This is a genomic window from Promicromonospora sp. NPDC090134, assembly GCF_044746965.1.
Lineage (GTDB): Bacteria > Actinomycetota > Actinomycetes > Actinomycetales > Cellulomonadaceae > Promicromonospora.
Window position 1 is genome coordinate 237622 of the sequence record NZ_JBIVCZ010000004.1, and the last position, 23688, is coordinate 261309.

Genomic DNA, 23688 nt, shown 5'->3' on the forward strand with positions numbered 1-23688 from the left:
TTTCCTCGTCTCGCTGTGAGTGTTGAGCTTCTCTGTTATGAACCTATGCCACCGCACGTGGCCGTGAGGCGCGGCTGCCCGGGGGCGACCGCGCGACCGGTCAGCGCAGCAGGTAGATCACCGCGAAGAGCGCGATCCACACCACGTCGACGAAGTGCCAGTAGTAGGACGTGACAATCGTGGTGGTGGCCTCGTGGTGACCGAAGCGCTTGGCGGCGAAGGAGCGGCCGAGCACGAAGAGGAAGGCGATCAGACCGCCGGTCACGTGCAGGCCGTGGAAGCCGGTGGTCATGTAGAAGACCGACCCGTACGCGCTGGACGAGATGGTCAGGCCCTCGTGCACCAGCTCGGTGTACTCGAAGATCTGGCCGCCGATGAAGAACGCGCCCATGAGGTAGGTCATGGTCAGCCACTCGTGCATGCCCCAGGTCCAGAACTGGAAGAGCTTCCCGGAGCGCGACGGCTTGAACTGCTCAGCCTTGAAGACCGCCCACTGGCAGGTGAACGAGGACAGCACCAGGACGATCGTGTTGATCGTGGAGAAGGTGATGTTCAGCTTGTCCGCCTGCAGCGCCCACTCCTCGGCCGGCATGGTCTGCCGAACGGTGAAGTACATCGCGAAGAGCGCTGCGAAGAACATGAGCTCGCTCGCGAGCCAGACGATCGTCCCGACCGAGACCGGGTTCGGACGATTGACTGTCACGTGCTGGTGCGTGGGGGTGGCTGCAGCCGTTGCGGTCGACACGACAGCCATTATGGCCGACGTTCGGGTGTCCCGAACGCCGAACCGTCACGGACGCTCGCGTCGAATCTCACAAACTCCACTCAACGCCCTACCTGGGCTGTCTCTTGCTGACGCGATTCAACAGAGTGCCATGAAAAGGGTGCGGACAAATCTGCCGCCGGGGCGGGGTCTGTGCCACGATCGACGCATGACCGGCATGACGACGGATGTGACCAGCGCAGGCACGAGCGGTACGCCCTCCCCCAGCGCGACGTCGAGCCCGCGAGTCCTCCTGTACAGCGACGACCGCACGGTGCGCGAGCAGGTACGCCTCGCCGTGGGCCCGCGCCTGCACGCGGGCGAGCCCGACATCGTATGGGCCGAGGCCGCCACCGCGGCCGCCGTGGTGGACAAGGCCGACAACGAGACGTGGGACCTGCTCGTCCTCGACGGAGAGGCCGACCAGGCCGGCGGCATGGGCCTGTGCCGCCAGCTCAAGAACGAGATCTACGAATGCCCCCCGGTGCTGGTCCTCACGGGCCGTCCGGCGGACGCCTGGCTCGCGACCTGGTCGCTGGCCGACGGCGTGGTGGCGCGCCCGCTCGACGCCATCAAGGTCCAGGAGGCCGTCGCGCGCCTGCTCGCCCCCTCGACGGCGGGTACCGCGTGAACCTCGAGGCACCCACGTGGTCCGGCCTGCTCGCCGGGCTCATGACCGGCGCGGACCTGAGCCAGCAGGAGGCCCGCTGGGCCATGGACCGGGTGATGACCGGTGAGGTCTCCCCCGTCCAGCTCGCCGGCTTCCTCGTGGCGCTGCGGGCCAAGGGCGAGACCGTCGAGGAGCTCGCGGGCCTGACCGACTCCATGGTCGAGCACGCGGTGCGCATCGACGTGCCCGGGCCGTCGGTGGACATCGTCGGTACCGGCGGCGACCGTGCGCACACCGTGAACATCTCCACGATGGCCTCCGTGGTCATCGCGGGCGCCGGCCTGCAGGTCGTGAAGCACGGCAACCGGGCGTCGTCGTCGTCGTCGGGCAGCGCGGACGTGCTGGAGGAGCTGGGCATCCGTCTGGACCACACGCCGGAGCGGGTCGCGCAGATCGCGCGCGAGGCGGGCATCACCTTCTGCTTCGCCGCGGCGTTCCACCCGTCCATGCGCCACGCGGGCGTGACCCGCAAGGAGCTGGGCGTGCCCACGGTCTTCAACTTCCTGGGCCCGCTCACCAACCCGGCCCAGCCGCGCGCTGCCGCCGTGGGCTGCGCCGACGCGCGGATGGCGCCGCTGATGGCGGGCGTCTTCGCCGAGCGGGGCAAGTCCGCGCTCGTCTTCCGCGGCGACGAGGGCCTGGACGAGCTCGCCGCGACCGCCGGCGCCACCGTGTGGGAGGTGTCGGGCGGCACGGTCACCGAGCACCGTATCGACCCCGCCGACGACCTCGGCCTGACGCGCATCAAGGTCGAGGACCTGCGCGGTCAGGACGCGGCCTACAACGCGGGCGTCGCCCGGGCGGTCCTGGCGGGCGAAGCCGGCCCGGTCCGCGAGACCGTGCTGCTCAACGCGGCCTCGGGCCTCGTCGCCGACGGCACCCTGCCCGGCACGGGCTCCGGCACGCTCGTGGAACGCCTCACCGCCGGGATCGACCTCGCGGCCCAGGCCGTGGACTCCGGGGCGGCGCAGGCCACCCTGGAGCGCTGGGCCCAGGCCGCGAGGTAGCGCAACAGCGCAAGGGATCAGCCGAGCATGCCCTCGGTCAGCTCGTCCATGCTGACGAGCTGGTCGCCGGTCGGCGCGGCCACGTCGACGGGCTCGCCCCAGCCGGAGAAGGTACCGCTGGCCACCAGGGGCTTGCCCTCGATCGACATCGTCATGGCCAGAGCACGCGCCAGGTTGTCCTCGTCCACGTTGTAGACGATCTCCATCTCGCCCATCTGCGCCAGCATGTCCTCGGGCATGTCCTCCACCTGGGGGCCGGTCATCTTGGTCGGGTCGACGAGCAGCGTGTACACATCCGTCTCGACACCGTCGACCGTCTCGGTGCCGGTCTTCTCGAACGACGTGATGGCCCCCTCCATGCCCTGGAGCTGCGCGGCCGGATCCATGTCCTCCAGGCTGCTCCGCATGGCGTCCCCCATGCCCTTGAAGAGCATGCCCATCGGGTTGTCGGACTCGCCGGCCTCGGTCAGGCTGATGAACTTGCCGGACGTCGTCTCGCCCATGTTCATGTAGAAGTCGCCGTCGAAGAGGACCATGTCGGCGGTCTCGCCCTCGATGTCCATCGTCATCGCCATCGCCGGGTTCGCCGGGTCGGCCAGGTCGATGTCGGCCTCGATGGGAGCGCCCGCCAGTCCGGCCTCCTCCGCTCCCGCACCCGAGTAGCCCATGGACATGTGGACGGTGCCCGCCTCGGTCTGCGCCGCGGAGAGCTCCTCGACGAACGAGGCCTGGGTCAGCTCGACCTGGGCCTGCGCCGACTCGGTGGGAGCTGCCTCGTCAGCGGAGCCGTTCGAGCTCGCCGCGCAGCCGCCGAGACCCACGGCGAGCACGCTCGCCGTCGCCAGCACCACCGTCTTGGAGTAACGCACTGTTGACCTTCCTGCCCGCTCTCCGGGCGACGCACAGGTTGCGTCGGGGAACCGGCCAGCGAACGTTCGATCTCACCACGGTCGACACCCCGCACCCCGTCATCTACGGGTGAATTAGCGGGTGAAACGAACAAACCCGGCATCCGAACGCGCCCTCAGGTGAGGGCACGTTCCGACGCCGGGTCGGTCGCTGAAGCGGAAGTTCTCAGTGCGAGTGGATGCCCCGCGAGTACTCGAAGACCCAGCCCACGAGGGCGATGATCGCCACGCAGAAGCCGATGTAGAGCACCCACCAGCCCACGGCCAGGCCGAGGAAGCAGATCGCGGCGGAACCGGCGATCGCGAGCGGCCACCAGCTCCAGGGCGCGTACACACCCTGGTCGCCCGCGGCGTCCTCGATGTTGCCGTTCGGGTCGTCCTCGGGCCGGGCGTCGATGCGCCGCGCCGTCAGCGTCAGGTACGCGCCGATCATCGCCACCAGGGCGCCGACCAGCGGCATACCCAGGTAGCCGACCGGCTCCTGCCAGTCCGTCATGAAACCGTAGACGACCCCGGCCAGGACGAAGAAGGGCGTGCCCCAGAGGAACAGCCGGCTCTCGATCTTCACTTGCTGGTCCCCTCGTCCGGCTGGTCAACGATGGTCGTGCTGCTCTGACCCGACTCGCCGCCACCGTGCGCGGCGCGCTGCTGGGCCTGCTTGTCCTGACCGCGCCGGTCCGCCTCGCCGTAGATGTTGTCGAGCACACCGCGGTTGTACTCCGGGTGCTCCATCGCGACGACCTCGGGGTGGTGCAGGTCGAACGCCGGCGACTCCGAGCGGATGCGCGGCAGCGAGGCGAAGTTGTGCCGCGGCGGCGGGCACGACGTGGCCCACTCCAGGGACCGGCCGTAGCCCCACGGGTCGTCGACCGTGACCATGGGCGCCTTGCGCCAGGTGATGTAGACGTTCCAGAGGAACGGCAGGGTGGACGCGGCGAGGATGAACGCGCCGATCGTGGACACCTGGTTCTCCCAGGTGAAGCCCTCCTGCGGCATGTAGTCCGCGTAGCGGCGCGGCATGCCCTCCACACCCAGCCAGTGCTGGATGAGGAACGTGGTGTGGAAGCCGATGAACAGCAGCCAGAAGTGCCACTTGCCCAGGCGCTCCGACAGCATGCGACCGGTCATCTTCGGCCACCAGAAGTAGAAGCCCGCGAACATCGCGAACACCACGGTGCCGAACACGACGTAGTGGAAGTGCGCCACCACGAAGTACGAGTCGGAGAGCTGGAAGTCCAGGGCCGGGCTCGACAGGATGATGCCGGTCAGGCCACCGAAGAGGAACGTCACGAGGAAGCCGATGGACCAGAGCATCGGTGTCTCGAACGTGAGTTTTCCTCGCCAGAGCGTGCCGATCCAGTTGAAGAACTTCACGCCGGTCGGTACCGCGATGAGCATCGTCATGAACGCGAAGAACGGCAGCATGACGGCGCCGGTCACGTACATGTGGTGCGCCCACACCGTCACCGACAGCGCGGCGATGGCGATGGTCGCGTAGACCAGGCCCGTGTAGCCGAAGATCGGCTTGCGGCTGAACACCGGGAAGATCTCGGACACGATGCCGAAGAACGGCAGCGCGATGATGTACACCTCGGGGTGCCCGAAGAACCAGAACAGGTGCTGCCAGAGGATCGCGCCACCGTTCTCCGGGTTGAAGATCTGCGCGTCGAGACGGCGGTCGGCACCCAGCGCGAACAGGGCCGCGGCCAGGGGCGGGAACGCCATCAGCACCAGGAGGCTGGTGACCAGCGTGTTCCAGGTGAAGATCGGCATGCGGAACATGGTCATGCCCGGCGCACGCATCGTGATGATCGTGGTGATGAAGTTGACCGCACCGAGGATCGTGCCGAAACCGGCCAGCGCCAGGCCGAAGACCCAGAGGTCTCCCCCCAACCCTGGACTGTAGGTGGTCGTCGACAGCGGCGCGTAGGCGAACCAGCCGAACGACGCGGCGCCCTGCGGGGTCAGGAACCCGGCCACCGTGATGAGGCCGCCGAACAGGTACAGCCAGTAGGCGAACATGTTCAGCCGGGGGAACGCGACGTCGGGCGCGCCGATCTGGAGCGGCATGATCACGTTCGCGAAGCCCGCGAAGAGCGGGGTCGCGAACAGCAGCAGCATGATCGTGCCGTGCATCGTGAAGAGCTGGTTGTACTGCTCCTTGCTCTGCACGATCTGGATGCCCGGCTCGAACAGCTCTGCACGGATCGCCAGCGCCATCAGGCCGCCGATGCAGAAGAACAGGAACGACGTGATCAGGTAGAGGTACCCGATCGTCTTGTGGTCAGTGGACGTGATCCACTTGATGACGGTCCGGCCGAGCGTCTGCCTCCCGGGCGCCAGGCCCGGGATCAGCTCGGTCGTGGTCGCTGCGGCCATCAGTGCCCAGCCTCCTCTTCCTCAGTTTCCGCCGGGTTGTCGACCGGGCCGGCGGTGCGGGCGAGGTCCATGCCGAGCGCGCCGGTCTGACCCTTCGCCTCGAGCTCCGCCATGTGGGCGTCGTACTCCTCGGCGGACACGACCTTCACGTTGAAGAGCATGCCAGAGTGGAACTCGCCGCAGAGCTCGGCGCACTTGCCGGCGTACGTGCCCTCACGGGTCGGCGTGACCTGGAACGTGTTGGTCCGGTTCGGGATCATGTCCTGCTTGTACAGGAACGCGGGGATCCAGAACGAGTGGATGACGTCGCGCGAGTCGAGCGTGAACTCGACCGTCTCGTTCACCGGCAGGTAGAGCGTCGGGAAGGACGTCGAGGTGCCGACGGCGCCGTCGAGCTCGTCCTCCGCCGTGACGCTGCCGGGGTCCGCCTCGTGCTCGCCGTAGTCGTAGACATCGGCGTCGAGGTAGTTGAAGTCCCAGCTCCACTGCTTGCCGATGACCTGGATGTGCTCGGTCGCGGTGCCGTCGACGGTCTTGATGGCCGTCACGTCGCGGTCGGTGTACCAGAACAGCACGAGCACCATGATGATCGGCACGGCCGTGTACATGAGCTCGAGCGGCAGGTGGTAGCGCGTCTGCACCGGGAGCTGGTGGTCGTCCTTGCGCTTCCGGTAGGCCGCGATGCACCACAGCATCAGGCCCCAGGTCACGATGCCGACGGCGAGCGCAGCGATCCACGAGCCCACCCACAGGTCGGTGATGCGCTCGGTCTGGTTAGTCACCTCCCCGTCGCTGTAGCCGGGCAGGTATCCGCGCTGGACGGATTCACTTGCGCAGCCGGAGGCCAGCACTGCGACTGCGGCGGCAAGAGCCGACGCACGCAGGATGGCCCGCCGGGTGCGGGTAGGTGGCTTCGAGTGCAAGGGAGGCCTTTCACGTCTCGTCCGGCGCGTCGCACCGGTTTCCTCCCGAGCTCCACGCAGAACCTTCGTCCTCGATGGGATGCAGCCTAGCGCGCTCCGGGGCCTGATGATGCCCGGAAGGCCCCCACGGGAACGTGACGCACTCCGCACGCCGGGCACACATCGACGCTGTTCAGGACACCCACCCGGGTCGTGTCAGAACGATCGCCGCGACGGACCGGTGGGCGGGGGTGCGAGGATCAGGTGGACGACGGCGGCGGCACGCCGCGGGCCGCCGTCAGAACCCGAGATCAGGCCCCGACCGGGCCCCTGGTGAGCCGCCGGACGAGCCAGGACCCAGCAGCAGGAGGACGTGTGAGCCACGCCACCCCAGGTATCCCCGAGCGGGTCCACCTCGACAACGGCGGACGTGCCCCGTGGCACCCGCTCGCCCGGCAGGCGTTCGAGCAGGCCCTCGCCGACGGCTGGGCCGACCCGCGCCGGCTGCACGCCGAGGGCCGCCGCGCGGCCCGGCTGCTCGACGGCGCCCGCGAGGCGATCGCCGCCGTGCTCGGCGCGCGGACCCAGGAGGTCCGGTTCACGCCGAGCCACACGGCGTCCCTCCACGCGGCGGTGGCGTCGGCGGCCGCCGCCCGACGGCGCGCCGGTTCCGCGGTCGTCGTCAGCGCCGTCGAGCGTGCTGCCGTGCTGCACGCGGCGACGCTCGCCGCGGGGGGTGCCGGCGCACCGACCGGTCCCGTGCCCGTCGACCGGCTCGGGCGGGTCGACGTGGACGCCATGGTCGCGGCGGTCCGGGCGCCCGGCGTCGCGCTGGCCGCGCTCCAGCACGCGAACGGCGAGGTGGGCACGGTCCAGCCGGTCGAGGCGGTGCACGACGCCGCCCGCGCAGCCGGCGTCCCGCTGCTGGTCGACGCCGGGGCGAGCGTCGGCCACGTGGCGGTGCCCGGCACCTGGGACCTCCTCGCCGCCGACCCCGCCGACTGGGGCGGACCCGCCGGCGTCGGCGTCCTCGCCGTCCGGCAGCGGGTGCGCACCACGCCCGTCGGGCCCGAGGACGAGGACCCGTGGGCCCCGGGCGGCGTGAGCGTGCCGCTCGCGTTCGCCGCCGCGGTGGCACTGCAGGCGGTCGAGTCCGACCGCATGGCGCAGGAGACGCGGCGCCGGGCGCTCGTGGAGCGCGTGCGCGCCGCCGTGGCACAGATCCCCGACGTCGAGGTGGTGGGCGACCCGGACGACCGGCTCCCCCATGTGGCCACGTTCTCGTTCCTCTACGTGGACGGCGAGGCGCTCGTGACGGAGCTGGACCGGCTCGGGTTCGCCGTCGGCTCGGGCTCAGCGTGCACCGCGAGCACGCTGGAGCCGTCGCACGTGCTGGCGGCGATGGGCGTGCTCACGCACGGCAACGTGCGGATCGCCCTGGACCGGTCCACCACGGCCGACGAGGTCGACCGCTTCTGCGCGGTGCTCCCGGGCGCGGTGTCGAAGGTCCGGGAGATGCTGGGCGTCGGCGGCCTCTGACACCCCACCCGCACGGTGTCAGGCGTACAGGTCACTAGAGTGACCTGTGTGTCTGACACGTTGGTGGACGCCCGCGGGCTGCGCTGCCCGCTGCCCGTGATCCGGCTCGCCGCGGCCGCAAAGGACCTGCCCGCGGGCACGGAGCTGACCGTCCTGTCGACCGACCCCGCGGCGAGGCACGACGTGCCCGCGTGGTGCCGGATGCGCGGCCACGAGCACGTGGGGACCACGGAGCACAGGGCGGGTTCACGGGGCGACGTCGACCGCGGCGCCGTCGGCGGCGGCGAGGCGGGCACCGCGGGCGCTGCCGGCGACGAGGACTGGGACGGCTGGGCCGTCACGGTCCGGCTCGCCTGACCCGCCCTTCCGGGAGACGCGCGGAGACGACGACGGGCCGGTCACCCTGAGGTGACCGGCCCGTCGTGCCGAGACTGCGCTCAGCGAGCTTCGATCAGGAGAACGACCCGCCGCAGGCGCATGCGCTGCCGGCGTTCGGGTTGTCGATCGTGAAGCCCTGCTGCTCGATCGTGTCCTTGAAGTCGATCGTGGCGCCCTCGAGGTACGGCACGCTCATCTTGTCCACGACGACCTCGATGCCGTCGTAGTCGCGCAGAGCGTCCCCGTCGAGCACCCGCTCGTCGAAGTAGAGCTGGTAGATCAGCCCGGAGCAGCCACCCGGCTGCACCGCGACGCGAAGGCGCAGGTCGTCGCGGCCCTCCTGCTCGAGCAGGCTACGGACCTTGCCCGCGGCGACGTCGGTGACGTTGACGCCGTGGGTTGCGATGTCCGTGGTGGTGTCGGTCATGTCATCTCCCGATCGTGTTCGACATACCGGTAGTCGATCCTTGAACGTTGCCAACCGATGAGCTGGTCCGTCTGTTCCCGCGTCCCGGTCTGTTCTCAGATCGTACGCCCAGGTCTCGCCCGATCCCATCACCGTCCCACGTGCGCGCCGTCACCCGCGTGGTCACCGGGCCCAGCCCGGCGACCACGTCCGGGCCACGCGCGCGACGTCGTCGTCCGCCACCTCGTGCACCCCGCTGAGGCCCGCCGTGGACCACTCCCGCCTGCTCACCTGGCTGCGCCCGGTGAGCACGACGACGGGGACGGCGTGCGGCGCGGCGGCGGCCGCCGCCTCCACGACGACCCCCCGGTGCAGCCCCTCGCCGTCGAGCAGCGTGACGTACGCCACTACGACGTCGGCGCGCGCGGCGGCGTCGGTCAGCGCCGCCTGCTCCGCCCGCGGCAGGGCCGACGGGGCCGGGCCGGGCGGGGTCGGCCCGGGGTGGGCAGGCCCCACGTCCTGCGGCCCGGCGGCGGCCGGCCGGCCGACCGGGATCGCCGGGCCTGCCAGGAGCACGCCGCGGCCCGCGCCGTCGTCGTGCTCGGCGCCCGACCCTGCACCCGGCGCAGCGCCCGGGCCAGCGGCGGACACGGCAGCAGCCGCGGGCACCCGGACGGCCCGCGCCTCGGTGCCGGCGTGCGGCGCGGCGGCATGCCACGCGGAGGCCAGTCGCTCGGCGTCGGGCAAGGTCTCGGCAAGCAGCAGCACGTGCACGAGAGGCATCGTGGCATCGTCCGGTCAACGTGTCACCACCGCGTGTCATGATGGTGACCGTGAGCACCCTGCTGGCTGATTACTCCGGTTTCTCCGAGCCCGCCTCGTCCCCGTTGCTGCTGCTCGGCCAGGGGCGTGACCTGGCCTCCGAGCGCGGCGTGGAGTGTACGGGCGAGCTGCCCGCACCGAGCGACCCGGACCTGGTGGACCGGGCCCGCGCCGCACGGGCCGCCCTCGGCAGCCGCGCGTTCGTCCTGGGCCACCACTACCAACGCGACGAGGTCATCGACTTCGCCGACGTGACCGGCGACTCCTTCAAGCTCGCGCGCGAGGCGGCGGCCCGCCCCGAGGCCGAGTTCATCCTGTTCTGCGGCGTGCACTTCATGGCCGAGAGCGCGGACATCCTCACCTCCGACGCGCAGCAGGTCGTGCTGCCGGACCTCGCCGCCGGCTGCTCCATGGCCGACATGGCCGCGATCGGCCAGGTCGAGGAGGCCTGGGCCGTGCTGCAGGACGTCGGCGTCGCGGACTCGACGATCCCCGTCACCTACATGAACTCGTCGGCCGCCATCAAGGCGTTCACCGGGCGCCACGGCGGCACCGTCTGCACCTCCTCCAACGCGGAGGTCGCGCTGCGCTGGGCGTTCGACCAGGTGGGCGGCATCGACGGCACCGGCAAGGTCCTTTTCCTGCCCGACCAGCACCTGGGCCGCAACACCGCGGTGCTGGAGCTGGCGATGTCCCTGGACGACTGCGTGGTCTTCGACCCCCGCAAGCCGAACGGCGGCCTGACCGACCAGGAGCTGCGCGACGCCCGGATGATCCTGTGGCGCGGGCACTGCTCGGTGCACGGCCGTTTCTCGGAGCAGAACGTCACCGACATCCGCGCGGCGGTGCCCGGGATCAACGTGATGGTGCACCCCGAGTGCAAGCACGAGGTGGTCACCGCCGCCGACTACGTCGGCTCGACCGAGTACATCATCAAGCAGCTCGAGGCGGCCGAGCCGGGTTCCGCGTGGGCCATCGGCACGGAGCTCAACCTGGTGCGCCGGGTCGCCCGCGCGCACCCGGACAAGCAGGTGCACTACCTCGACTCGACGGTGTGCTTCTGCTCCACCATGAACCGCATCGACCTGCCCCACCTGGTGTGGGCCATGGAGTCGCTCGTGGAGGGGCGCATGGTCAACCGGATCGTCGTGGACGCCGACGACGCCCACTGGGCTCGCGTGGCGCTCGACCAGATGCTGGCCCTTCCCGGAATCTGACCGGGCTGACTGGGCTGAGCGTGTGAGCGGCAACGGCGGGCTGCGCATCGGGATCTTCGTCTTCGACGGGGCGGAGGAGCTCGACGTCGTCGGGCCCTTCGAGGTCTTCGCGGAGTGGGGGTTCCACTCCGAGGAGCTGCGACCGACCGTGAGCACGTTCTCCTGGGACGGCTCCGGCGTGCGGCTCGCGAAAGGGCTACGGATCCTGCCGGCGCACGGCGCGGACGACGTCGGCCCGCTCCACGTGCTGGTCTACCCGGGCGGCCTGGGCACCCGGCCCCTGCTGGCCGAGCCGGGGCACCTGGAGTGGCTGCGCCAGATCCGCAAGCAGACCCCGATCATGGCGAGCGTCTGCACGGGTGCCCTGCCGCTCGCGGCCGCCGGGCTGCTGGCAGGACGGCCCGCCACCACGCACCACGAGTACTACGACGAGCTCACCGAGCTGGACCCGAGCGTGCTCGTGGACACCGAGGCGCGGTACGTGGACGACGGCGACGTGATCACCTCGGCGGGCGTCTCCTCGGGCATCGACATGGCGCTCCACCTGGTTGACCGCCTGGAGACGCCGGCCGTGGGGCGGCTGGTGCGCAATGCGATCCAGCACCCGGCGACGCCGTCCGGCACGGCCTGATCGACCGCCGGGGCGATACCCGGTCGCGTGCCCGGTCGCAGGCCCGGACCGGCGCCCGGCCAGGTGCCGGACAAGGTATCTGATACTGCCGGTTCCCGGTATAACCTTCGACGCATGGCTCGCATGCTCCAGCTCACCTGGACCGGACTCTTCCCGCGCAAGGCCCGCCCCGGACAGACCCTGCTCGACCCGTCGGTCACCCGGATGCGCGTGGGACCCCTGGACCTCGACTCGTACCTGCACGTCAACAACGGCACGTACCTGCAGATGATGGACGTGGCCCGGAACAACCAGATCGCCGACCTCGGCATGTTCCCGATCGCCAAGGAGAAGGGCTGGGCCCCCGTGGTCGCGGCGTCGACCATCAAGTACCGGCGCTCCCTGCAGCCGTTCGAGCGGTTCGAGATCACGACCCGGATCCTGGGCTGGGACGAGCGCGTCTTCTACCTGGAGCAGGTCTTCACGCGGGGCGACAAGCTGTGCGCCCGCGGGATCGTCGCCAGCCGGTTCCTGGACCGCAAGGGCAACCGGATCTCGGCGCTCGACGTCGTCCGGGACGCGACCGGGCAGGACCTGCCCTCCCCCGAGCTCCCCGAGGACGTCGCGGCCTGGGCCCGCGCGATGGATGTGGCACCGCGCGAGCCCGCCACGAAGAACTAGCAGGAAGAGGAAGAACCGGCGGGACGGGCTAGAGGCCCTCGCCGATCTTGGTCAGCAGCAGCGCCTCGGCCAGGACGACGTTCCTCAGCTCGCCCAGGTGCACCGACTCGTTCGCGCCGTGCGCCCGCGAGTCCGGGTCCTCGACGCCCGTCACCAGGATCGCGGCGTCCGGGAAGATCTCGAGCAGGTCGGCGATGAACGGGATGGACCCGCCCACGCCGACGTCGACCGGCGGAGTGCCCCACGCCTCGGTGAAGGCGGCGCGGGCCGCCCGCATCGCCGCCGTGTCGCCCGGGGCGAGGAACGGCTTGCCCTGCTCGCCCGAACGCCACGTGACCTGCGCGCCGAACGGCGCGTGCTTCGCCACGTGGGCGGCGAGGGCGGCATCGGCCGCAACCGGGTCCTGGCCCGGCGCGAGCCGCAGCGAGATCTTCGCGGCGCAGCGCGGCGCGATCGTGTTGGACGCCTCGGCCACCGAGGTCACGTCCATGCCGATGACGGACAGCGCGGGCTTGGACCAGAGCCGTCCCGACAGCGTGCCGGTGCCCGCGAGCTCCGCGCCGTCGAGCAGCGAGGAGTCGGCGCGGAACTCGGCCTCGGAGTAGTCGACCTCGGGCTCGGGCGCGGTGACCAGGCCCTCGACCGCGACGTCGCCGGCCGCGTCGTGGAACGTCGCCACGAGGCGCGACATCAGGGTGACGGCGTCCAGCACCGCGCCGCCGAACATGCCGGAGTGCACCGCGTGGTCCAGGACCCGCAGCTCGATCTCGCCGTCGACCAGGCCGCGCAGCGACGTCGTGAGGGCGGGGACGCCCACCTTCCAGTTCGTGGAGTCGGCCACGACGATGACGTCGGCCGCGAGCAGGTCGCGGTACTGCTCCAGGAAGGCACGGAACGACGGCGACCCCGACTCCTCCTCGCCCTCGAGGAACACGGTGACGCCCACGGGCAGGTCGGCCCCCTCCGGCAGGCCGAGGGTACGCAGGGCGCCGAGGTGGGCCGCGATGCCCGCCTTGTCGTCGGCCGCGCCGCGGCCGTAGAGCCGCTCCCCCACCTGCGTGGGCTCGAACGGTTCGGTGTCCCAGGTCGCGGGGTCACCCGGCGGCTGCACGTCGTGGTGCGCGTACAGCAGCACGGTCGGCGCACCCTCGGGCGCGGGCCGGCGCGCGACGACGGCGGGCGCGCCGGGCGTGCCGTCGGGGCGCGGGGCGGACAGGATCTGAACGTCCGGCAGACCGGCGTCACGCAGGAGCTGCGCCGTGGCGGCGGCGCTGGCGGCCACGTGCGTCTGGTCGAACGCGGCGGCCGAGACGCTCGGGATGCGCACGAGCGCCTCGAGGTCGGCCTGCAGGGCGGGGAACAGCTCGGTGACGCGGGCCCGGAGGGCCGCGGTGGTATCGGTGGTCACGGCCCCACGTTAACGGCTCGGAACCGGCCGCCGCCGGGAGCGATTAGGCTGGGAGGGTGTTCTCCCGCAGCAAGACTTCGACTCCAGACGGTGTGACCCCCGTGGGCGACTCCCCGGACGAGGTGACGCCGACGTCCGACACGACGTCGGGCGCCGCCGCCGGCAAGGGCCGGCCCACGCCCAAGCGCAACGTCGCGCAGGCCGCGAACAAGCGTCCCCTGGTCCCGGACGACCGCCGGGCCGCCCGCAAGGCCCAGCGCGAGAAGTCGCGCGTCGACCGGGAGCGCTCCTACCAGGCGATGCAGACCGGCGACGAGCGGTACATGCCGGCCAAGGACAAGGGCCCGGTGCGCCGGTACGTGCGCGACTTCGTGGACGCGCGCTGGAACCTGGGCGAGTTCTTCCTGCCGGTCGCGTTCATCTTCCTGTTCGCGACGTTCTTCACGACGCAGTACCCGCAGCTCAGCATCTTCGTGATGCTGGGCCTGTACGGGTTCCTGTTCCTGACGATCGTCGACGTGTGGCTGCTGTGGCGTTCGCTGAAGAAGCGCCTGACGGCCAAGTTCGGCGAGGTGCCGCGTGGCCTCGTGATGTACACGGTCACGCGCGCCTACCAGCTGCGCCGGTCGCGGCTGCCCAAGCCGATGAGCAAGAAGCGCGGCAACTACCCGGAGTGATCCCCGGTCCGCCGAGATAGAACCGTGGCGAGGTAGAACCTGGCGGTTGCCAGCGTTCTATCTCGCCACAGTTCTACTTCGGCAGATAGGAAGCGGTCAGGCCAGGCGCTTCTTCGGCATGCCCTCGAGGGTCTTGGCCGGGTCGCGCTCGACGACGCCGTCGAGGGCCTCGTCGATCTGCTTGAGCAGCTCGGCCGGGATGGTCACGCCCGACGCCTTGACGTTCTCCGCGACCTGCTCGGGGCGGGACGCGCCCACGAGCGCGGCGGCCACGTTGTCGTTCTGCAGCACCCACGCCACGGCGAGCTGCGCCATGGACAGGCCCAGCTCGTCGGCGACCGGCTTGAGGTTCTGCACGGCGGTCAGGGTCTCGTCGCTCATGAAGCGGCTGATCGTCTGCGCGCCGCCCTTCTGGTCCGTGGCCCGCGAGCCGGCCGGAGCGGCCTGGCCCGGCAGGTACTTGCCCGAGAGCACACCCTGCGCCATCGGCGACCACACGATCTGCGAGACGCCGACCTCCTTCGAGGCGGGCACGACCTCGTCCTCGATGACGCGCCACAGCATCGAGTACTGCGGCTGCGAGGAGATGAGCTGGAAGCCGAGCTCCTTGGCGAGCGCGGCGCCGGCGCGGATCTGGTCGGCGGTCCACTCGGAGACGCCGATGTAGAGGGCCTTGCCCTGGCGGACGACGTCGGCGAACGCCTGCATCGTCTCCTCCAGCGGCGTCTCCACGTCGTAGCGGTGCGCCTGGTACAGGTCGACGTAGTCGGTGCCGAGCCGCGTCAGGGAGCCGTTGATCGACTCCAGGATGTGCTTGCGCGACAGACCCGTGTCGTTGGGGCCCTTGGGCCCGGTGGGCCAGTACACCTTGGTGAAGATCTCCAGGGACTCGCGGCGCTCGCCCTGCAGCGCGTCGCCGAGCACCTGCTCCGCGACCGTGTTGGCGTACACGTCCGCGGTGTCGAAGGTGGTGATGCCGGCGTCGAGGGCGGCTCGGACGCACGCCGAGGCGACGTCGTTCTCGACCTGCGAGCCGTGCGTGAGCCAGTTGCCGTACGTGATCTCCGAGATCTTGAGACCACTGTTGCCGAGGTACCGGTAGTTGACCATGGCATCACCCTATGACAACGGTCGAATCGCTTTGACCCACTTTCACGCACCGGAACGACCACGTGCGCCCAGGACGCCGACCGGGGCCCGGTCCCGGCGCTCAGGGCGTGAACCTGGCCCGGTACAGCGACGCCGTGCCGGTACCCGGGTCCTCCACGTGCCAGGCGACGAGGTCGCCCGCGACCGCCGCTGACACCGTGTGGTCACCCTGGACCCGGAAGCGGTCCAGGACCTGGGGCTGCCCGTCGCCGACCGCGTCGGCGACCAGGTGGACGATGCTGCCCTCGTTCCCCGTCGTGCTCCACACCGCGTCACCCGCCGAGACGTCGAGCGAGGTCACGGTGTTCCCGGCGACAGCCGGTTCGAAGACCCGCTCCCGGCCCGTCGCGCGGTCCAGCACATGGACCGCCGCGCCGTCGTTCCAGGCCACGAGCTGGTCGGACACGGCGAGCCGGCGACCCCAGTCGTCGCCGGACCCGGACGCGGGCGGGGTGGCGGGCCGGAGGGTCTCGGTACGCCCGTCGTCCCGGGAGGAGGTGATGGCGTACCGGATCGTGCCGTCCGAGCCCCGCTCCGCGGTCGTTGCCACCAGCTCGTCGTCGTGCGTCGCGAGCGTGCGGACACCCGTGGCGACGACCTGCTCGGGGTCCTCCCCGTCCTCGTCGTCCACCGCCGTCGTCGAGAGGGTCCGCATGAGCTCGCCGTCGGGGCCTGGCACTGCGGTCAGCCAGGCGACCCGTCCGACCGTGAGGCCGACCCACGGGTCACCGAGAGAGACACCGTCCGCCGAGTGGTCCGACGCACCGTGCTCCGTCACGGTGACGACGCCTCGTCCTGACTTGGTCTCGTAGGTGCGGATCGCCCACACGCCCGGGTCGCCGTCGAGCACGGGTGACTCGGCCCAGGCCAGCCGCTCCCCCTGGCGCACCGCCGCGAGGATGACGGCGTCGCGACCGTCGACCGCTCCCGATCCCACCCACTCGCCCGCGTGCGGGATCCCGTCCTCCTGGATGTCCACCATGTCGACCACGGAGTTGCCGGCGCCCTCGGGCGCTCCCGGTTCCTCACCACCCGGGAAGGTCTTCACCATGAAGTACGAGCCGTCCTCGGCGAGCGTCGCCGTGGCGGTCCCGTCACCCGATACGGCGAACGTCTCGAGCAGCGGCTCCACCTCGGCGGAGCCGGACGGCGCGGTGGTCCGGCCCGGGCCGGGGGCCGCGTCGTCGCGTCGTTCGAGCAGCCGCTCGATGCCGGTCACCTCCCGGAACCACTCGCTGCCCGGCAGGGCGACCTCCCCCAGGCCCGGCACGCGCACCGGCCCCGCCACGAACCACACCAGCAGGAGGGCCGCGACGCCCGTCGTCGCGCCCTGCGCGGCCCGACGACGGCGCAGCGCCGCCTTGCTGCCCCGCAGCACCGCGGCGGCGTCCACGGCGGGCGCGTCGACGACGTCCAGGTCCGCCGCCTCCGCCTCGGCGACGAAGCCGCGCAGCCGCTCCAACGCGCGGGCGTTGGTCGCCTTGACCGTGCCGACGCTCCGACCGAGCTCGGCGGCGACGTCCGCCTCCGAGAGGTCCAGCAGGTGCCGGAGCACCACGACGCGCCGTTGCTGCGGCGCGAGCCGCGCGAGGGCGCGGACGAGCGCGTCCCGCAGCTCCACCTCGCCGGCCCGGTCCGGGGTGGTGCCCACCGGGAGACGGTCGTCGCCCGGCACGACCTCGCGCCGGGTGTGCCGCCACGTGTCGATGCGCAGGTTCACCAGGACGCGCCGGGCGTAGGCGCGCGGCTCGCGGTCCCGTACCCGGTCCCAGACGCGGTAGGTGCGCTCGAACGCCGTCTGCACCAGGTCCTCGGCCCGGTGGATGTCCCCGGACAGGAGGTACGCGGTGCGGTACAGGTAGGACCCGGCCGTCTCGACGAACGCGACGAAGTCGTCGTCACGGGCCCGGGCCACGCGGACGGTGGCGTGCCCGGCCTCTTCGGTGTCGGTGCTCATGTCCCCCACCACGGTCACCGAGGCTCGCAGGTTTACCGGCCGACGGCGAGGCCGGGCCGCGTGATCACCCCACGAGCCCGCGCGGCGCCAGCCAGCGCGCGGCGACCTGAACCACCGGGCCCACCCCGAAGGCGAACACCACCGTGGCCCACCCGAAGGTGCCGCCCAGCAGCACCCCGACCACGACCACCGTGACCTCGATGACGGTCTTCACCAGCCACACGGGCCAGCCCGTGCGCTGCACGATGCCGGTCATCAGGCCGTCGCGCGGCCCCGGCCCGAGCCGGGCCCCGACGTAGGCCGCGGTGCTCACCCCGAGCAGGACCGTCCCGCCCAGCGCCAGCGCGATCCCGGTCGGGAGCGCCGGCTCGGGCAGCAGTCGTTCGAGCACCCACAGCGAGGGGTCGATGACGAGGCTGATCACGATGATGTTGGCGATCGTGCCGATCCCCGGCTTCTGGCGCAGCGGGATCCACGCGAGCATGACCAGCAGCCCGACGCCGAGCACCACCCAGCCGTACGCCAGCCCGGTCCGGTCCACGATGCCCTGGTCCAGCACGGCCCACGGCATCGCGCCCTGGCCCGAGTGGAGCATCATCGCGGTCGCGACGCCGAAGCCCACAAGCCCGAGGAGGAGCTGGACGCCGCGGCGCACCGGGCGCATCAGCCCGGGGGCACCGGGCGCGCCGGCAGCGATCTCGGTGGCGGTCACATCGGGTGCGGGCACGGCCGCGGTCTCGGGGGCAGGCTCGGCCGGGCGGCCGGTGGTCGTCGTCATGTGCCCATGGTGCGGGAGTATTGGCCTTGTCATCCAGGGCCAATCGCGCAAGAGTGGCCCCTATGTCCGCCGCGACCCCGACCGTGCTGCGCCAGCTCTCCCCCGCCACGACCGCCCGCCTGCTCGGCTCGTGGCACGCGGGCGGGCCGGCGTACGTGGCCCTCGCCGACGCCCTGCGCGCCGCCGTCCTGTCCGGCACGCTCGCCCCCAACACCCGCCTCCCCAGCGAACGCGAGCTCGCGGCGACGCTCAAGGTGTCGCGGACCACGACGTCGGGCGCGTACGCGCGGCTGCGCGAGCTGGGCTTCGCGGTCAGCCGCGTCGGGTCGGGCACGGTCGCCACGCTGCCGCAGCGCAGCGCCGATCCCGCCCCCGGCGGGCCGGCCGGCGGCGACGCCCCGGTGGCCGACGACGCCCTGCGGGCCGTGACGCCCGCGGGCCTGCCGTCCGGCGTCGGGCACCTGGACCTGTGGCAGGCGACACCGCCCGCGCCACCGGAGCTGCACGAGGCCTTCGCGCGGGCCCTGGAGCGCCTGCCCGCGTACCTCGACTCGGGCGGGTACGAGCCGCACGGCCTCACGCCGCTGCGCGAGGCCGTCGCCGCCCGCTACCGCGAGCGCGGCGTGCCGACCACGGCCGACGAGATCCTGGTGACCACCGGCGCCCAGCAGGCGATCGCGCTGCTGGCGCACACCCACCTGCACCCGGGTGACCGGGCGGTCGTGGAGTCGCCCACCTACTTCCACGCCATGGAGTCGATGCGCGACGCCGGGGGCCGGGTGGTCGGTGTGCCCACGGGGCCGCTCGACGTCGACCTGCTGGCCTCCACGGTGCGCCGCGCCCGGCCGCGGCTGGTGTACCTCGTGCCGGACTTCCAGAACCCGACGGCGTCCGTGATGTCCTCCGGGGAGCGTGCGGCGGTGCGGGAGATCGCCGACCGGTACGGCGTCACCGTCGTGGGTGACGAGACGCTCGTCGAGCTCAACCTGTCGGACGTCGAGCTGCCGCCCGCGTTCGCCGGGGACGGGACGTCGCCGCACGTGGTGACGGTGGGGTCGGCCTCGAAGGCGTTCTGGGGCGGGCTCCGCGTCGGCTGGGTCAGGGCGCACCCGCAGGTGATCTCGCACCTCGCGCGGGCGCGGCAGTCGGCGGACATCGCGACGGCGGTGCTCGAACAGCTCGCCGTGGTGGAGCTGCTCGGGCGCCACGAGGAGGTCATGGCGGGCCGGCGCCGGATGCTGCGCGAGCGGCGCGACCTCCTGGTCCACCGGCTCCGGGAGGCGTTCCCCTCCTGGGACGTGCCGACGCCGCAGGGCGGGCTGTTCTGCTGGGTGGACCTGGGCCGGCCGGTCGCCCAGGCGTTCGCCGCCGCGGCCGCCGCGGAGGGCGCGCTCGTGGCGGCCGGGCCGATCTTCAGCCCCGAGAGCACCGGCTCGGCGTCCCGCGTGCGGCTCACCTTCACGCGGTCCCCCGCCGAGCTGGCCGACGCCGTGCCGCGGCTGGTCCGGGCCTGGGGACGGGTCGCGAGGAGTCAACGCCCCGCCAGCTCCTTGAGGTAGGCGCTCAGCATCCGCTTCACCTCGGTGACGATCACCGGACGGTCAGCCGGCTCGGCAGCCGTTATCGAGGGCATCGACGCCTGGAAGACCTGGATCATCAACTGCGCGGCCAGGTTCAGCTCCACGGCCGACCGCTGCGGGAACCGCGTCCCCAGGAGCCCGATCACGCGGCCCAGCAGCGCTTCGTGGATGGGCCGTGCCGCGGCCGCGAGACCTGGTGGCATGTCGGGGCGCGCGTGCAGGGCCTTGAACCCGGGGTTGGCCAGGTTGAAGGCGAGGATCGGGTCGATCACCCGGTCGATCGTCTCCCCCGGCGACAGGTGCGCCACGTCCGCGAGGTCGAACGCGGCGTCGTGGGCCGCGCGGAGGCCTGCGGCGTACGTCGCGGCCAGCTCCGCGGTGATCTCGTCCTTGTTGCGGAAGTACTGGTACAGGGAGCCGGGCGAGATCCCGGCCTCGGCCGCGATGGCGTTGGTCGTCGTCCGCTCGTAGCCCTGGGCCGCGAGGACCCTGGCCGCCGCCGCGAGGATCTCTGCGATCCGCCGCTCTCCCCGAGCCTGGCGCTTGCGTGGCGCCGCGGGCGCTCCGTCGCGAACCTCCACATCGAGCTGGTCTTCCATGCGGCCACCTTACTGTTGACAAACACGAGTGATCGCTCGCATTCTTATGCGAGTCATCGCTCGCATTCAGCCTAGACCCCAGGAGCCCACGTGCTCGGTCACCTCGTCACCCGCCGCCCCTGGCGGGTCCTCGTCACCGCCGCCCTCGTCCTGCTGGCGTCGTTCGCGGTAGCGGCGAGCACGGTCGGTTCGCTGTCCCTCAACCGGTACGAGGCACCGGGATCGGAGTCCGCGGCCGCGCGCTCCCTCCTGGCCGAGCGGTTCGGCACCGGCAGCCCCAACGTCGCTCTGCTGGTCGCGCCGGCCTCCGGCACGGTCGATGACGCCACGGTCGCCACCCTGGGCGAAGACCTCACCGCTGCTGTCGCCGCCTTTCCAGGCGTCGGCGACGCGTGGTCCTACTGGAGCCCCGGCGGCCCGGAGACCCTCGCCGCGGTGGACCGGCGGCAGGCCCTGGTCCTCGCCTGGGTGCCCGGCGACGCCGACCACGTGCGGGGCGAGGTGCTGCCCGCCCTGCAGGCCGACGTCGTCGAGCGGTTCAGCGGAGGTGACGTCGAGGTGACTCTCGGCGGTGGGGACGAGATCTTCCGGATCGTCGCGGGTCAGGCGCGGACCGACTTCCTGCGGGCCGAGCTGATCGTCGTCCCGCTGGCGCTGCTGCTCCTGTGGCTCGTCTACCGGCGGTTCGTACCTGCCCTGGTCACCCTCGCGGTCGGCCTGTTCGCGGCGGCCGGCAGCCTCGCCCTGCTCCGGCTCGTGGTGACCTTCACGGACGTCTCGACGTTCGCCGCGAACGTCTCGCTCGTGATGGGGATCGGCCTCGGGGTCGACTACAGCCTCTTCATGATCTACCGCTACCGCGAGGAGATCTCGGCGGGACAGGACGCCGACGAGGCCGTTCGCCGGACCGTGGCCGGTGCCGGGCGAACGGTGCTGTTCAGCGGCTTGACCGTCGCCGCCGCCCTGGCCGTGCTGTTCGTCTTCCCCTTCCCGTTCCTGTCGTCCTTCGCCTACGCGGGGATCGCCGTCGTGCTCTGCGCGGTGCTCGGGGCGACGGTGGCGCTGCCCGCGATGCTCCGTCTGGCCGGCCCGCGGATGCTCCGGTCGGCCACGGCCACCCGGGTCGAGGACGGGTTCTGGTTCCGCGTCTCCTCCACGGTGATGCGGCGACCGGTCGCCACCGGCAGCGCCGGACTCCTCGTGCTGGTCCTGCTCGGCGCCCCCACGTTCGGGCTGACCTTCGGCTCGCCCGACGACCGCGTGCTCAACGACGACGGCCAGCCGGTACGCGCGATGTACGACACGATCCGCGGTGGCTTCGCCGCCGAGGATGCCGACGCGTTGTTCGTCGTGGCGCCCGCGGCCTCGGGCGCCGGGGACGACGACGAGAGCGGCACCACCCTCGTCCACGGGTACGCGGCCTCGCTGTCGCAGATCCCTGGCGTCGCCCGGGTGGACTCGGCCGCCGGCGCCTTCGCGGACGGTGCCCGGGTAGGCCCGGCCGGACCGTTCGGTGCCGAGAGGTTCGATTCCGGCTCCGCGACCCGGCTCGCAGTCCTGCCCACCAGCGAGCGCCTGGCGGACGACCCCGTGGGGCTGGTCCGGGAGGTACGCGCCACGACGGCTCCCTTCGACGTCGTCGTGGGCGGGTACCCCGCGGAGCTCACGGACTATCGCGACGGCATCGTCGACCGGTTGCCCCTGGTGGCGGTGCTCGTCCTCGCCGTGACGTTCGTCGTGCTGTTCCTCATGACCGGTAGCGTCGTCGCCCCGCTGACCGCGATGGTCCTCAACCTGCTCTCGCTGTCGGTCATGTTCGGCGTCGTGGTCTGGGGCTTCCAGGACGGCGCGCTCGCGGGCGTGCTGGGGTTCACACCCACCGGTGTGGTCGAGCCGAGCATCCTGCTGCTGATGTTCTGCATCGCCTACGGACTGAGCATGGACTACGAGGTGTTCCTGCTGGCCCGGGTACAGGAGGAGTACATCCGCACGAGTGACGTCGTCGCATCAGTACCCGTGGGGATTGCGCGCTCGGCACCGCTCGTCACGGCCGCCGCACTCATCCTGGCCGCGTCGTTCGCCGTCTATGCGTCCAGCGAGGTGTCGTTCATGCAGCAGCTCGGCATCGGGATGGCACTGGCCGTGGCCGTCGACGCGACGCTCATCCGAGGTGTGCTCGTGCCTGCCGCCCTGCGCCTCACCGGACGCGCGAGCTGGTGGTCCCCTGCCCCGTTGCGTGGGCTGCACGACCGGTTCGGGTTCCGCGAGACCCCTGTCACTCTTCGGGACAGGACGCCGCAGGACGTCTGGTCGGCTGACGAGTCGCCCGACCGGGCGGCCGCCCGCGCGACGTCCCGGCCCGGTTAGTCCCTGAAGAAGTGGGTCCGTCTGGCAGGCTGAAGTGATGATCGACTCGGACAGTCCCGCCCCGATCGACGCGGTCGCTGCCGCCGCCTTCATGGTGCCGATGCTGCCCTGCGGGGACATCGACGAGATGGCGGACTTCTGGACCGGCCTGGGGCTGACGGTGACCTACCGGCAGCGGCGGCCCAACCCGTACGTCGCCCTGGAGCTCGGCGGGATCGCGCTGCACTACTACGGGATGCCCGACTGGGACCCCGAGCTGTCGCACTCGACGTGTGCCGTCGCCGTCCCTGACACCGAGCCCCTCCATGCCCTGTTCGCCGCGGGCCTGCGGGAACGGTACGGCCGGGTGCCGGTGACCGGCCTTCCGCGGATCACGCGGCCGCGGCGGCGCGCGAACAACGCGGGCCTATCCGGGTTCAGCCTGATCGACCCCGCCGGGAACTGGGTGCGGGTCACCCGGGTCGCGGTGCCCGAGGCGGACGGGACCGCTGGTCCCGCCACCAGGGACGGCGAAACCGCTCCGTGGACCAGTACGCCGGACGCCGGGCCGGTCGCCCGGGCGCTGGACGCCGCCGTCGTGCTGGCGGACTCGCACGACGACCCGGCGCAGGCGCGCAAGATCCTGGCGGGGGCGCTCCGGCGCGCGGCGAGCACCGGGGACCCGGCGACGTCCGGCGTGCCGGTGACCGAGCTGGCGCCGGCGCTCGCCTACCTCGTGGAGCTGTACGTGCGCACGGATGACGAGGAGGCGGCGCGGTCGGCACATGCCAGGCTCGCGGACCTCGCCGCGGCCGACCTGGAGCCCGGCGACCGGACGGTCGCCGAAATCGCGCTCACCGAGTCGCGCGCGGTCCTGCCCGGGCCATGAACGCTCAACTCGTTACGCAGGCA

23 protein-coding genes are annotated in these 23688 nt (G+C 71.7%); 11 read left to right on the plus strand and 12 right to left on the minus strand.

What is annotated here, in order from left to right; all coding sequences use genetic code 11:
- Positions 1 to 100: 100 nt before the first annotated feature.
- Positions 101 to 754 (minus strand): heme-copper oxidase subunit III, encoded by a 654-nt coding sequence (locus ACIPN7_RS13385; RefSeq protein WP_108495698.1) that lies wholly within the window; start codon positions 752 to 754, stop codon positions 101 to 103.
- 178 nt (positions 755 to 932) lie between these two features.
- Here ACIPN7_RS13385 and ACIPN7_RS13390 point away from each other — a divergent pair, with 178 nt between their 5' ends.
- Positions 933 to 1394, plus strand: a complete 462-nt coding sequence (locus ACIPN7_RS13390) for a hypothetical protein (RefSeq protein ID WP_397397213.1) — start codon at positions 933 to 935, stop codon at positions 1392 to 1394.
- Positions 1391 to 2440: an anthranilate phosphoribosyltransferase gene (gene trpD, locus ACIPN7_RS13395; protein ID WP_400542555.1), complete on the plus strand. Its 1050-nt coding sequence runs from the start codon at positions 1391 to 1393 to the stop codon at positions 2438 to 2440. The genes ACIPN7_RS13390 and trpD overlap by 4 nt, the downstream gene beginning before the upstream one ends.
- Before the next feature lie 17 nt (positions 2441 to 2457).
- Here trpD and ACIPN7_RS13400 read toward each other — a convergent pair whose 3' ends face one another.
- The 4 genes from ACIPN7_RS13400 to coxB form a co-directional block, all read right to left on the minus strand.
- On the minus strand, positions 2458 to 3309 hold the full coding sequence (locus ACIPN7_RS13400; RefSeq protein WP_400542557.1) for a hypothetical protein: 852 nt from the start codon (positions 3307 to 3309) through the stop codon (positions 2458 to 2460).
- A 205-nt stretch (positions 3310 to 3514) separates the two neighbouring features.
- Positions 3515 to 3916, minus strand: coding sequence for a cytochrome c oxidase subunit 4 (locus ACIPN7_RS13405; RefSeq protein WP_285104334.1), 402 nt, complete (start codon positions 3914 to 3916; stop codon positions 3515 to 3517).
- Positions 3913 to 5727 carry a cytochrome c oxidase subunit I gene (ctaD, locus tag ACIPN7_RS13410; protein ID WP_400542559.1) on the minus strand — a complete coding sequence of 605 codons (1815 nt, stop codon included), beginning with the start codon at positions 5725 to 5727 and terminating at the stop codon, positions 3913 to 3915. The genes ACIPN7_RS13405 and ctaD overlap by 4 nt, the downstream gene beginning before the upstream one ends.
- Entirely contained in the window at positions 5727 to 6650 is a 924-nt protein-coding gene (coxB, locus tag ACIPN7_RS13415; RefSeq protein WP_400542566.1) for a cytochrome c oxidase subunit II, read from the minus strand. The genes ctaD and coxB overlap by 1 nt, the downstream gene beginning before the upstream one ends.
- Positions 6651 to 7004: 354 nt before the next feature.
- On the opposite strand from coxB, the gene ACIPN7_RS13420 reads away from it, so the two are divergent.
- Positions 7005 to 8168 carry a cysteine desulfurase family protein gene (locus tag ACIPN7_RS13420; protein ID WP_400542569.1) on the plus strand — a complete coding sequence of 388 codons (1164 nt, stop codon included), beginning with the start codon at positions 7005 to 7007 and terminating at the stop codon, positions 8166 to 8168.
- A gap of 48 nt (positions 8169 to 8216) precedes the next feature.
- The gene (locus ACIPN7_RS13425) at positions 8217 to 8525 is read left to right on the plus strand and encodes a sulfurtransferase TusA family protein (protein WP_400542572.1); all 309 of its coding nucleotides are present in this window, start codon (positions 8217 to 8219) and stop codon (positions 8523 to 8525) included.
- A 94-nt stretch (positions 8526 to 8619) separates the two neighbouring features.
- Here the strand turns inward: ACIPN7_RS13425 and erpA are convergent, their stop codons facing one another.
- On the minus strand, positions 8620 to 8973 hold the full coding sequence (gene erpA / locus ACIPN7_RS13430; protein WP_400542575.1) for an iron-sulfur cluster insertion protein ErpA: 354 nt from the start codon (positions 8971 to 8973) through the stop codon (positions 8620 to 8622).
- Between the two features lie 162 nt (positions 8974 to 9135).
- The gene (locus tag ACIPN7_RS13435) at positions 9136 to 9735 is read right to left on the minus strand and encodes a hypothetical protein (RefSeq protein ID WP_400542578.1); all 600 of its coding nucleotides are present in this window, start codon (positions 9733 to 9735) and stop codon (positions 9136 to 9138) included.
- A gap of 41 nt (positions 9736 to 9776) precedes the next feature.
- On the opposite strand from ACIPN7_RS13435, the gene nadA reads away from it, so the two are divergent.
- The 3 genes from nadA to ACIPN7_RS13450 all read left to right on the plus strand — a co-directional run bounded on the left by nadA (position 9777) and on the right by ACIPN7_RS13450 (position 12282).
- Complete coding sequence (nadA, locus tag ACIPN7_RS13440) at positions 9777 to 10991, plus strand: quinolinate synthase NadA (RefSeq protein ID WP_400543255.1); 1215 nt, start codon at positions 9777 to 9779, stop codon at positions 10989 to 10991.
- Between the two features lie 22 nt (positions 10992 to 11013).
- Entirely contained in the window at positions 11014 to 11622 is a 609-nt protein-coding gene (locus ACIPN7_RS13445; protein ID WP_400542581.1) for a DJ-1/PfpI family protein, read from the plus strand.
- 114 nt (positions 11623 to 11736) lie between these two features.
- Complete coding sequence (locus ACIPN7_RS13450) at positions 11737 to 12282, plus strand: acyl-CoA thioesterase (RefSeq protein WP_400542583.1); 546 nt, start codon at positions 11737 to 11739, stop codon at positions 12280 to 12282.
- 28 nt (positions 12283 to 12310) lie between these two features.
- On the opposite strand, the gene ACIPN7_RS13455 is transcribed toward ACIPN7_RS13450, so the two are convergent.
- Positions 12311 to 13690, minus strand: coding sequence for a dipeptidase (locus tag ACIPN7_RS13455; RefSeq protein WP_400542586.1), 1380 nt, complete (start codon positions 13688 to 13690; stop codon positions 12311 to 12313).
- Positions 13691 to 13782: 92 nt separating this feature from the next.
- On the opposite strand from ACIPN7_RS13455, the gene ACIPN7_RS13460 reads away from it, so the two are divergent.
- Positions 13783 to 14367: a DUF3043 domain-containing protein gene (locus ACIPN7_RS13460; RefSeq protein WP_400543258.1), complete on the plus strand. Its 585-nt coding sequence runs from the start codon at positions 13783 to 13785 to the stop codon at positions 14365 to 14367.
- Positions 14368 to 14463: 96 nt separating this feature from the next.
- Here the strand turns inward: ACIPN7_RS13460 and ACIPN7_RS13465 are convergent, their stop codons facing one another.
- The 3 genes from ACIPN7_RS13465 to ACIPN7_RS13475 form a co-directional block, all read right to left on the minus strand.
- Positions 14464 to 15477 carry an aldo/keto reductase family protein gene (locus tag ACIPN7_RS13465; protein ID WP_400542589.1) on the minus strand — a complete coding sequence of 338 codons (1014 nt, stop codon included), beginning with the start codon at positions 15475 to 15477 and terminating at the stop codon, positions 14464 to 14466.
- A gap of 100 nt (positions 15478 to 15577) precedes the next feature.
- Positions 15578 to 17473, minus strand: coding sequence for a SigE family RNA polymerase sigma factor (locus ACIPN7_RS13470; RefSeq protein ID WP_400542592.1), 1896 nt, complete (start codon positions 17471 to 17473; stop codon positions 15578 to 15580).
- Between the two features lie 64 nt (positions 17474 to 17537).
- Complete coding sequence (locus ACIPN7_RS13475; RefSeq protein ID WP_400542595.1) at positions 17538 to 18251, minus strand: YitT family protein; 714 nt, start codon at positions 18249 to 18251, stop codon at positions 17538 to 17540.
- 62 nt (positions 18252 to 18313) lie between these two features.
- Here ACIPN7_RS13475 and ACIPN7_RS13480 point away from each other — a divergent pair, with 62 nt between their 5' ends.
- Entirely contained in the window at positions 18314 to 19810 is a 1497-nt protein-coding gene (locus tag ACIPN7_RS13480) for a PLP-dependent aminotransferase family protein (RefSeq protein WP_400542598.1), read from the plus strand.
- Here ACIPN7_RS13480 and ACIPN7_RS13485 read toward each other — a convergent pair.
- Positions 19783 to 20430, minus strand: coding sequence for a TetR/AcrR family transcriptional regulator (locus ACIPN7_RS13485; protein WP_400542601.1), 648 nt, complete (start codon positions 20428 to 20430; stop codon positions 19783 to 19785). The genes ACIPN7_RS13480 and ACIPN7_RS13485 overlap by 28 nt on opposite strands.
- Before the next feature lie 90 nt (positions 20431 to 20520).
- Between ACIPN7_RS13485 and ACIPN7_RS13490 the strand changes: the two genes are divergently transcribed.
- Entirely contained in the window at positions 20521 to 22797 is a 2277-nt protein-coding gene (locus ACIPN7_RS13490; RefSeq protein ID WP_400542604.1) for an MMPL family transporter, read from the plus strand.
- A 37-nt stretch (positions 22798 to 22834) separates the two neighbouring features.
- Positions 22835 to 23665, plus strand: coding sequence for a hypothetical protein (locus ACIPN7_RS13495; RefSeq protein ID WP_400542607.1), 831 nt, complete (start codon positions 22835 to 22837; stop codon positions 23663 to 23665).
- Positions 23666 to 23688: the final 23 nt, after the last annotated feature.

Coding starts and splice junctions, on each gene's coding strand:
- ACIPN7_RS13385 (WP_108495698.1), bottom strand. CDS start 754: ATGGCTGTCGTGTCGACCGCAACGGCTGCAGCCACCCCCACGCACCAG.
- ACIPN7_RS13390 (WP_397397213.1), top strand. CDS start 933: ATGACCGGCATGACGACGGATGTGACCAGCGCAGGCACGAGCGGTACG.
- ctaD (WP_400542559.1), bottom strand. CDS start 5,727: ATGGCCGCAGCGACCACGACCGAGCTGATCCCGGGCCTGGCGCCCGGG.
- erpA (WP_400542575.1), bottom strand. CDS start 8,973: ATGACCGACACCACCACGGACATCGCAACCCACGGCGTCAACGTCACC.
- ACIPN7_RS13435 (WP_400542578.1), bottom strand. CDS start 9,735: ATGCCTCTCGTGCACGTGCTGCTGCTTGCCGAGACCTTGCCCGACGCC.
- nadA (WP_400543255.1), top strand. CDS start 9,777: ATGGTGACCGTGAGCACCCTGCTGGCTGATTACTCCGGTTTCTCCGAG.
- ACIPN7_RS13450 (WP_400542583.1), top strand. CDS start 11,737: ATGGCTCGCATGCTCCAGCTCACCTGGACCGGACTCTTCCCGCGCAAG.
- ACIPN7_RS13465 (WP_400542589.1), bottom strand. CDS start 15,477: ATGGTCAACTACCGGTACCTCGGCAACAGTGGTCTCAAGATCTCGGAG.
- ACIPN7_RS13470 (WP_400542592.1), bottom strand. CDS start 17,473: ATGAGCACCGACACCGAAGAGGCCGGGCACGCCACCGTCCGCGTGGCC.
- ACIPN7_RS13475 (WP_400542595.1), bottom strand. CDS start 18,251: ATGACGACGACCACCGGCCGCCCGGCCGAGCCTGCCCCCGAGACCGCG.
- ACIPN7_RS13480 (WP_400542598.1), top strand. CDS start 18,314: ATGTCCGCCGCGACCCCGACCGTGCTGCGCCAGCTCTCCCCCGCCACG.
- ACIPN7_RS13485 (WP_400542601.1), bottom strand. CDS start 20,430: ATGGAAGACCAGCTCGATGTGGAGGTTCGCGACGGAGCGCCCGCGGCG.
- ACIPN7_RS13495 (WP_400542607.1), top strand. CDS start 22,835: ATGATCGACTCGGACAGTCCCGCCCCGATCGACGCGGTCGCTGCCGCC.